At 69.5% G+C, this 9,322-nt stretch carries 7 protein-coding genes; 4 read left to right on the plus strand and 3 right to left on the minus strand.

Translation table 11 applies throughout. The features are described from left to right. Positions 1-134 precede the first annotated feature (134 nt). Together DT019_RS38780 and metK are read right to left on the minus strand one after the other, a co-directional pair. A complete protein-coding gene (locus tag DT019_RS38780; RefSeq protein WP_114041702.1) occupies positions 135-1,121 on the minus strand; it encodes a carbohydrate kinase family protein in 987 nt (328 codons plus the stop codon). Between the two features lie 72 nt (positions 1,122-1,193). Next, entirely contained in the window at positions 1,194-2,417 is a 1,224-nt protein-coding gene (gene metK / locus DT019_RS38785; protein ID WP_114041703.1) for a methionine adenosyltransferase, read from the minus strand. A gap of 570 nt (positions 2,418-2,987) precedes the next feature. Here metK and DT019_RS38790 point away from each other — a divergent pair. The 3 genes from DT019_RS38790 to DT019_RS38800 all read left to right on the plus strand — a co-directional run bounded on the left by DT019_RS38790 (position 2,988) and on the right by DT019_RS38800 (position 7,149). Continuing rightward, the gene (locus DT019_RS38790; RefSeq protein ID WP_114041704.1) at positions 2,988-3,749 is read left to right on the plus strand and encodes a thioesterase II family protein; all 762 of its coding nucleotides are present in this window, start codon (positions 2,988-2,990) and stop codon (positions 3,747-3,749) included. Between the two features lie 643 nt (positions 3,750-4,392). Continuing rightward, complete coding sequence (locus DT019_RS38795) at positions 4,393-6,582, plus strand: MMPL family transporter (RefSeq protein ID WP_114041705.1); 2,190 nt, start codon at positions 4,393-4,395, stop codon at positions 6,580-6,582. Positions 6,583-6,696: 114 nt separating this feature from the next. Then, a complete protein-coding gene (locus DT019_RS38800; RefSeq protein WP_147267428.1) occupies positions 6,697-7,149 on the plus strand; it encodes a hypothetical protein in 453 nt (150 codons plus the stop codon). 93 nt (positions 7,150-7,242) lie between these two features. Here the strand turns inward: DT019_RS38800 and DT019_RS38805 are convergent, their stop codons facing one another. Then, the gene (locus DT019_RS38805) at positions 7,243-8,418 is read right to left on the minus strand and encodes an epoxide hydrolase family protein (RefSeq protein ID WP_114041707.1); all 1,176 of its coding nucleotides are present in this window, start codon (positions 8,416-8,418) and stop codon (positions 7,243-7,245) included. Between the two features lie 103 nt (positions 8,419-8,521). Between DT019_RS38805 and DT019_RS38810 the strand changes: the two genes are divergently transcribed. Then, entirely contained in the window at positions 8,522-9,097 is a 576-nt protein-coding gene (locus tag DT019_RS38810) for a CGNR zinc finger domain-containing protein (protein ID WP_114041708.1), read from the plus strand. Positions 9,098-9,322 lie beyond the last annotated feature (225 nt).

The following is a 9,322-nucleotide window of genomic DNA, read 5'->3' on the forward strand; positions in this document are numbered from 1 at the left end:
ATTGCAGCCCTCAAGATCCTGGAAGTCCTCCAGAGTCGGATCCTGCGCCTGCAACATCGTGCCCATCGCACCATCAGCCACCACCACCCGGGTGGCCAGCGCCTCACGCAAAGCGTCGATACGGGTCGCGGCGCTCATGCCGCGACGCCCGCGAGATGGCCGGCCAGTTCGTCCGCGCACCGCGGGCCGTAGGCCTCACGCAGGCGCGCGAGCAGGGCGGAGGGGGTGATCTCGTACTCCTGGGTGCCCATGGATTCGAGCGCGAACACCGCGACGGCGCAGCCGAGTTGGGCGGCATGTTCGCTGGTGGAGTGCCAGGCGCGGGCGGCGAGGTAGCCGGCGCGGAACGCGTCGCCGACACCGGTCGGGTCGACCACCGCGGTGGCCGGGACCGCGGGGACGCGCAGGGTGGGGCGGCCGACGCGCTGGATGCGGACGCCGTCCGCGCCCAGGGTGGTGATCCACGTCCCGGCGCGGGCGAGCACTTGCTCTTCGGTCCAGCCGGTGCGCTCCTGGAGCAGCACCGCCTCGTACTCGTTGGTGAACAGCAGCTGGGGCCGGTCGAGCAGGGCGCGGACCTCGTCCCGGTTCATGCGGGCAAGCTGCTGGGAGGGGTCGGCCGCGAACGGGACGCCCAGTTCCCGGCATTCGGCGGTGTGCCGGAGCATGGCCTCCGGGTCGTTGGGCGAGACCACGACCAGGTCGAGCCCGCCGAGGCGCTCGATGACGGGATCGAGCGCGATGTGGCGGGCCTCGGCCATGGCGCCCGCGTAGAACGTGGCGATCTGGTTCTGGTCGGCGTCGGTCGTGCACACGAAGCGGGCGGTGTGCTTGTCCGTGCTGATGCGGACGGAGTCGGTGTCGACGCCGTTCTCCTTCAGCCAGATCCGGTAGTCGTCGAAGTCTGTTCCGGCGGCGCCGACCAGGGTGGGCGAGAGCCCCAGTCGGCCGAGGCCGACGGCGATGTTGGCGGCGACCCCGCCGCGCCGTATGCGCAGCTCGTCGGCGAGGAAGGACAGCGAGACACGGTCCAGCCGGTCGGCGATCAGCTGGTCGGCGAACCGGCCGGGAAAGTCCATCAGATGGTCCGTGGCGATGGACCCGGTGACGGCAATGCGCACGGCAACTCACCTTCTGTGTCAGGGAGTTCGGATTTAGTGGGGGTGGTGCTGCGGGTGCGGGTCCGAGGGTGGTCACACCCCTGCCGCGCTGCGCAGGGCCTCGACGCGGTCGGTGCGCTCCCAGGTGAAGTCGGGGAGCTCGCGGCCGAAGTGGCCGTACGCCGCGGTCTGGGCGTAGATCGGGCGGAGCAGGTCGAGGTCGCGGATGATCGCGGCCGGGCGAAGGTCGAAGACCTGCCGGATCGCCTGCTCGATGACGGCCTGGGCGACCAGGGCGGTGCCGAACGTCTCGACGAACAGGCCGACGGGCTCGGCCTTGCCGATGGCGTACGCGACCTGGACCTCGCAGCGCTTGGCGAGGCCGGCGGCCACGACGTTCTTGGCGACCCAGCGCATGGCGTACGCGGCCGAGCGGTCCACCTTCGACGGGTCCTTGCCGGAGAAGGCGCCGCCGCCGTGGCGGGCCATGCCGCCGTAGGTGTCGATGATGATCTTGCGGCCGGTCAGACCCGCGTCGCCCATCGGGCCGCCGATCTCGAAGCGGCCGGTCGGGTTCACCAGGAGGCGGTACCCCTCGGTCTCCACCTTGATACCGTCCTCGGCGAGGTCGGCGAGGACCTTCTCGACGACGTGTTCGCGCAGGTCGGGGGTGAGCAGACCGTCGAGGTCGATGCCCGGGGCGTGCTGCGAGGAGATGACGACGGTGTCCAGGCGGACCGGGATGCTGCCCCGGTACTCGATGGTGACCTGGGTCTTCCCGTCGGGCCGCAGATATGGCACGGTGCCGTCCTTGCGGACCTCGGTCAGGCGTGCCGACAGGCGGTGGGCCAGGTGGATGGGCAGGGGCATGAGGGTGGGCGTCTCGTCGCTGGCGTACCCGAACATGAGGCCCTGGTCGCCCGCGCCCTGCCGGTCGAGCTCGTCACCCTCCTCACCGGTGGCGGCACCCTCGACCCGCTGCTCGTACGCCGTGTCGACGCCCTGGGCGATGTCCGGGGACTGGGCGCCGATGGACACCGACACCCCGCAGGAGGCGCCGTCGAACCCCTTGCCGGACGCGTCGTAGCCGATCTCCAGGATCTTCTGCCGCACCAGGCTGGCGATGTCGGCGTAGGCGGATGTGGTGACCTCGCCCGCCACGTGGACCTGGCCGGTGGTGATCAGGGTTTCCACCGCGACGCGGGAGGCCGGATCCTGGCTCAGCAGGGCGTCGAGGATCGTGTCGCTGATCTGGTCGGCGATCTTGTCGGGGTGGCCCTCGGTCACCGATTCCGACGTGAACAGACGTCCGGGCATCGTTGCGTCTCCTAGCGGTTTCGGCCTGTGCTCGCTGTCGATCGGCAACGAACGTAACCGGCTCCGCTAGAGGAACCCTGTAACCGACCTCGCTGGAGCGGCCCTCGGGCGGCGACCACCCTGCGGCTCGGGCCCCGCAGCCGTTGCCTGGGACAGCCCGAACCGCACTGCACATGCGGTTACTCGGGCTGCACAGGCCGTACGTGGCCGCCCATGGGCAGCCGCCCTCCTCCGCGGACCCTCCAGCATCCTGCGAGCGGTCGTAGAGGACGGCGGGGGATACTTCCGATAGCTCCGCGTGGACGAAAAGAGCCCTCGGGGAGCACCGGACCGCCCGTCGGCGCCCTCCCTCCCCCGCGAGCGGCACCGACGGGCCCTCTCGCCGCCCGCCGCCGGTCAGGTCGGGGTGTGTTCGCGGATCCGACGCGTACGACCGGGACGACACCGGCCGGAACCGGCCACGCGGAGCCGATCGCCCGGCAACCGCCAACCGCAGCTTCACATCGACCAGTTGACCGCCCGGGACAGACATCCGGGCGGGGTCGGCACAGACGAAGGGACACAGCGACAGTGAACAGCACATGGTTCCGACGCTTCACCACGACCGAGGGCGACGGCCCCCGGCTCGTGTGCTTCCCGCACGCGGGAGGCTCCGCGACGGCGTACATGCAACTGGCGCGTACGCTGCCCGCCGACTTCGACGTGGTGGCGGTGCAGTACCCCGGCCGCCAGGACCGCTACCGCGAGGCTCCCTTCACCTCCGTGGCCCCGCTCGTCGAGGCGGTCGCCGACGAACTGGCCCGCGAGCTGATCGCGGACCCGGGGCGGCCCTACGCCCTGTTCGGCCACAGCATGGGCGCGCTGGTCGCGTTCGAGACGGCCCGGCTGCTGGCTCGACGTGAACTGCCCTCGCCCCAGCGCCTGTTCCTCTCCGGCCGGGGTGGTCCCGACGTCCGCACCAGCATCCGCTACGACCTCTACGACGACGCCGCCGTGCTGGCCCAGGTGCGCAGGCTGGGCGGCACCGAACAGACCATGCTCGACAACCCCGACGTCCTGGAGATGGTGCTACCGGCGCTGCGAGCCGACTACCGGGCCCTCGGCGCCTACCGCTGGGGCGGCGGCGAGCCGCTCACCACCCCGATCACCACCCTCATCGGCGACAGTGACCCGGTGGTGACCGTCGAGGAGGCGCGGACCTGGCGGGCACACACCAGCGGTGACTTCGCCTTCAAGGTCTTCCCCGGCGGCCACTTCTACCTCGCCGACCACATCGACCAGGTGGCCGCGACCATCGCCGAAGGACTCCTCGCCACCGCACCGGCCGCGTGAACATAAGCTGCTGACGGTGCGTCAATGCGCGCGTACCACTGAGCCGGTGCCCGGCCGGGCTCGCGTCCCACGGCCTCCACCCGGAGAACCTCCTGTGCCGGGCACCCCGGCTGGGGTCGTCCGCCGCTGGAGGGCGAGGTGCTCGCCACCGGCCAGAGCTGGGGCCAGGTCGACGGCCCCTGACGCCTGTTCGGCCAGCCGAGCGTGCGCTGGTACCCGATCGCCGCCTCATTGAGGCGGGACCGGGGGCAGGGCCGCTTTGGCCGCAAAGAACAGACCGCATTGCTCTTTTACGAGCCCGCCCAAGCGCGCGCCTGCCATGGCGGTGAGGTGATCGACGGAGCGGAAAACCGCGACCGGCAGTCGAAGTTCACGAAGCCCAACAGCCGCCCGCCGCCTCCAACTGTGGTTCAACGCAACAGACTTGCGCCATCTGCTCACGGATCCGCCCATCGATCTTCACATTCGTGAGCGGATCGTTATGGCGTACGCGGAATGGCTGGTTCGCGACTCAAGAAACCGTCTCTGCGGTTTGTTATAGTCCTAGAGACCTGCTTGCCTTCCGATCCCCGACGGGAGTCCCTTCGCCGTGGCTACCTTCCTCTACAAACTAGGCCGCCTCGCCTTCCGACGGCGGGGGTTGATGACGCTCCTCTGGGTGCTGGTCTTCGCCGGAGTCGGCTTCGCCGCCTCCGCCGCCTCCGCCCCGCCGGCAGATACGTTCTCCATGCCCGGCACCGAATCCCAGAAGGCGTTCGACCTCCTCCAGCAGAAGTTCCCCGCCGCCGGCGCCGAGAGCGCCAGCGCCCGAGTCGTCATCCGCGCACCTCAGGGTCACAAGATCGCCGACCCCGAGACCAAGACCAAGGTCGACGCCCTCGTCGCCGACCTCAAGAAGGCGCCGGGCGTTATCGGTGCCACCGACCCCTACCAGGCCAAGACCGTCAGCAAGGACGGCACCACGGCCTACGCCATCGCCACCTACAAGGACCAGGCGCCCAAGCTCGGCGACAAGGAGCACGACGGCCTCGACGCGGCCCTCGGCAAGGGGCGCGCCGGCGGCCTCACCGTCGAAGCGGGCGGCGACGCCGTCAAGATCGACGCCACGGCCAGCGGCGGCGAGCAGATGGGCATCCTGGTCTCCGCGATCGTCCTGTTCCTCACCTTCGGTTCGATGATCGCCGCGGGCATGCCGCTGCTCACCGCGCTGTTCGGTGTCGCCATCGGCATCTCCGCGATCACCGCCCTCGGCTCCACGCTGGGCCTGTCCAGCACCACGTCGACGCTGGCGATGATGATCGGCATCGCCGTCGGCATCGACTACGCCCTCTTCATCATCTCCCGCTACCGCTCGGAGTTGGCCGAGGGCCGCGAGCGCAGTGAGGCTGCCGGACGCGCCGTCGGGACCGCCGGTTCCGCCGTCGTCTTCGCGGGCCTCACCGTGATCATCGCGCTGGCGGGCCTCGCCGTCGTCAACATCCCGATGCTGACGAAGATGGGCATGGCGGCCGCGGGCACGGTCGCGATCGCGGTGCTCATCGCGCTCACCCTGGTCCCCGCCCTCCTCGGCTGGGCCCCCTATCGCATCCTGCGCCGCATCGAGCGCATGCAGCACAAGGGCAAGCCGCTCTCGGCCCGCCAGCAGCGCAAGGCCGCCAAGCGCGCGGCCCGCACCAAGCCCAACCTTGGTTCCCGCTGGGCCGGTTATGTCCTGCGCCACCCGGTGGCCGTACTCCTGGTCGGCGTGGTGGGCCTCGGCGCCCTCGCCATTCCGGCGGCCAGCCTGGAGCTCGGGCTGCCCGGCGAAGGGACGATGGCCAAGACCACCACCCAACGCAAGGCCTACGACATGCTGTCGGAGTCCTTCGGCGCCGGCTTCAACGGCCCCCTGATGATCACCGTCTCCGGCAAGGACGCCAAGGCCGCCGCCACCACGCTGGGCGCCGACCTCGCCAAGCAGGAGAACGTCGAATCCGTCTCCCCGGCCAGCCCCAACGAGGCCAACGACACCGCCATCCTCAACGTCGTACCGAAGACCGGTCCCACCGACTCCAAGACCGAGGACCTCGTCCACGCGCTGCGCGGTCTGGCCAGTGGCGAGGAGTCCAAGACAGGTGCCACGGAGATCCTCGTAACCGGCCAGACGGCCATGTTCATCGACTTCTCCAAGACCCTCGACGACGCCCTGCTGCCCTACCTGGGCCTCGTGGTCGGACTCGCCTTCCTCCTCCTGATGCTGGTCTTCCGTTCCGTGCTGGTCCCGCTGAAGGCGGCCCTCGGCTTCCTGCTGTCGGTCAGCGCGTCGCTCGGCGCGGTCGTCGCGATCTTCCAGTGGGGCTGGATGAAGGACGCGTTCAACGTCGAGCAGCCCGGCCCGATCATGAGCACCATGCCGATCTTCATGATCGGTGTCGTGTTCGGCCTGGCCATGGACTACGAGGTCTTCCTCGTCTCCCGGATGCGCGAGGCCTACGCCCACGGCGCGGGCCCCGAAGAAGCGGTCGTCACCGGCTTCCGCTATGGCGGCCGGGTCGTCACCGCCGCGGCCATCATCATGGCCAGCGTCTTCTCGGGCTTCATCATGGACGACAACAGCCTCGTCAAGATGATCGGCTTCGCCCTGGCGACCGCCGTCCTCTTCGATGCCTTCGTGGTGCGCATGGCCATCATCCCGGCCCTGTTCGCGCTGCTCGGCAAGTCGGCCTGGTGGCTGCCGCGCTGGCTCGGCGCCGTCCTGCCCAACGTCGACGTCGAGGGGGAGAAGCTGGGCAGGTACCTGGCCCCGACCCCGCTGGCGTCGGTCGAACGGCGTGAGCAGGAGTACGTCGGCTGACGTCACGTCAACCCACCTTCGCGGCCTTCCCGCGGGGTGTGCGCGCTGGGCCAGCGCTGTCGACTGAGTACTTGTACTCAGGCTCTCGGCCCGCGGGTAGAGAAGGCTTCGGGCATGAACCCCGTCCCCGCAGAAGCACGTCCCGTTCTGCCGCGCCTGCTGGTTGTGGCCGTCACTGGTGCGGCGCTGGCCTGCGGTGTGTGCCGATTCCTGGCCTGGACCAGGCACCACAACGCCCAGACCTGCGCCACGACGGACAGCCTCTGCTGGACCTGGTGGGACTGGGCAGCCCTTCCCCTCAGCATCACGATCGCCCTGACGGTCCTGACCGTCGTCTACAAGCCGCTGAACATCGGGCCACGCCTCGTGGTCGTCCCTCTGACGATCCTCCTGGCGCCGTTCCCCCTCGCCGCCGCGCAGACAACTGCCGGATGGTGGGGCCAAACCGCGGCGGGCGGAGCATGGGCCTGCGCCGTCGCGCTATCGGCGTGGAGCTGCTACCGCGTGTGGGCGGTGACGGCGTCCGTCGGCCTGATGGTTGGGTCGCTGATGGTGCTGTACGGGTGAGGGCCTCGCAGGGGGCCCATGAGTGTCGGCCGGAGCAGGGAGTGCTCAAGTGCCGTGCCGCCGGGCCGCGTTCGCCCATGGGCTGAGCCGGGTTCATCCTTGGGCGGCCAGCACGGCTGCGAGGCCTTCTCGCAGGTCCTTGACGAAACAGTCCGGCACCTCCAGCGACGGGAAATGCCCTCCGCTGTCGGGCGACCTCCAGCGGACGATCTGGCGGTACCGTTCCTGTGCCCAGGGCCGTGGGCACTTCTCGATGTCGCGGGGATACATGGTGATGGCTGACGGGACGTCGACCCGGAGTTCGGGGTCCAGCGAGTTGTGGCTCTCGTAGTAGATGCGGGCTGCCGATGCGCCGGTCCGCGTCAGCCAGTACAGGGTGACGTCGTCGAGAACCCTGTCCATGGAGAGCGTCTCGAAGGGGCTGTCCTCGGTGTCCGTCCACTCGGCGAACTTGTCGAGGATCCAGGCAAGAAGCCCGACCGGCGAGTCGACGAGCGAGTAGCCGATGGTCTGCGGTCGCGTCGCCTGCTGCTTCGCGTACGCCGCGCGGTGGTGCCAGAAATCGTGGGTTTCCTCAGTCCATCGGCGCTCGGTCGCCGTCAGCCCGTCCGTCGTCAGTCCGGGCGGCGCCTGCGCGAACGTCGTGTGGATGCCGAGTACGTGCGCCGGGAACCGACCGCCGAGAACCGTGGTGATGTTGCCGCCCCAATCGCCGCCGTGGGCAGCGAACCTGCGGTAGCCGAGCCTTCCCATCAGTTCGACCCATGCGGCCGCGATCCTTTCGGTTCCCCACCCGGTGGTGGCCGGCTTGTCGCTGTAACCAAAGCCCGGGAGCGAGGGGGCCACGACATGGAACGCCGGCGCGCCCGCGTCCTGGGGGTCCGCCAGCTCGTCCACCACATCGATGAACTCGGCAATGCTTCCCGGCCAGCCGTGCGTCAACACCAGAGGAGTGGCATCCGCGCGCGCGGACCGGCGGTGCAGGAAATGGATTCCCAGGTCATCAACGACCGTGCGGAACTGGCCGATCCGGTTGAGGCGCGCTTCGAAAGACCGCCAGTCGTACGCGGTGCGCCAGTAGTCGACGACATTGACGAGGTCCGCGAGAGGAACGCCCTGTTGCCACCGGCGGGGGCCGGGCGTGGCGCGATGGACCGTCTCGGCCTCCGGCAACCGCGCCGCGGCGAGCCGTGCGCGCAGGTCGTCGAGGTCGGCGTCGGTCGCGTGGGCTTCAAAAGCGTGAACGTCGCTGGTTGTTGGACGGGTCATGAGACCTCCTGGCCCTCGTGGTACCGGCCGCGGGCTACTGAGAACCGGCTAAGACGGTTCTACCCCTCCTCTCGGCCGATGCGCAACCGGCTAAGGTGGTTCCATGCGCACCGGGTTCCCTGACTTCCGCCTCGGCAATGTGCTGGCGACCAGCTTCACGGGGACGCTGTCGGAGCGTCATGGCGACGCCGTGGAGCGCATCCCCACGCCCGGCCGACTCGTCGACTGGCTGGCAGTCAACGGCCTCGCCGTGGACTCCTGCACCCCTGTCCAGCTCGACCTCGCTTGGATGCTGAGGGAGTCGATTCATGCCGCCGCGACAGCCGCCGCGACCCAGGAAGCTCTTCCTGTATCCGCTGTCCAGGTCATCAACGATTGCAGCGCTCAGGGTCGGGCGGCGGCCATCCTGACCCCCGACGGCCAGCGGCGATGGCGGCTCAGCTCGGCATCCTGCGTGGAAGACGCCCTCAGCGTGATTGCCGCCGACGCGATCAGCATCATCGCGGGCGAGCGAGACGGAAAACTCGCCCTGTGCGCCTCACCGACCTGCCAAGCCGCCTTCTTCGACACCAGCCAAAGCCGCACCCGCAAATGGTGCGACATGAACACGTGCGGGAACCGGCAGAAGAAGGCACGCTTCCATGCCAACCAGCGCAAGAACCTCAGACCGGCGGAGTGATTCCAGCTTCGGGCCCTGCCCGGGCGCTGATGCACCCTGACGGGCGGAGTGTCGCATGGGAGCCCCCCGGTCCCCGCCGCATCCGCCTGTCCCCGCACCCATGACATTTGTCCTGCGGCACTCAGGACGCTTCGCTCTGCCGCGCTGCCTGCCCCCGGCGGGAGTATCGGTGGTGTCGGCAAGGGCCGGCGGGGTCGCTGGGAAAACAGGGTGAGGGGAACGTCA

This window comes from Streptomyces sp. SDr-06 (assembly GCF_003324565.1).
Lineage (GTDB): Bacteria > Actinomycetota > Actinomycetes > Streptomycetales > Streptomycetaceae > Streptomyces.

Coding starts and splice junctions, on each gene's coding strand:
- DT019_RS38800 (WP_147267428.1), top strand. CDS start 6,697: ATGAACCCCGTCCCCGCAGAAGCACGTCCCGTTCTGCCGCGCCTGCTG.
- DT019_RS38805 (WP_114041707.1), bottom strand. CDS start 8,418: ATGACCCGTCCAACAACCAGCGACGTTCACGCTTTTGAAGCCCACGCG.
- DT019_RS38810 (WP_114041708.1), top strand. CDS start 8,522: ATGCGCACCGGGTTCCCTGACTTCCGCCTCGGCAATGTGCTGGCGACC.
- DT019_RS38795 (WP_114041705.1), top strand. CDS start 4,393: ATGACGCTCCTCTGGGTGCTGGTCTTCGCCGGAGTCGGCTTCGCCGCC.
- metK (WP_114041703.1), bottom strand. CDS start 2,417: ATGCCCGGACGTCTGTTCACGTCGGAATCGGTGACCGAGGGCCACCCC.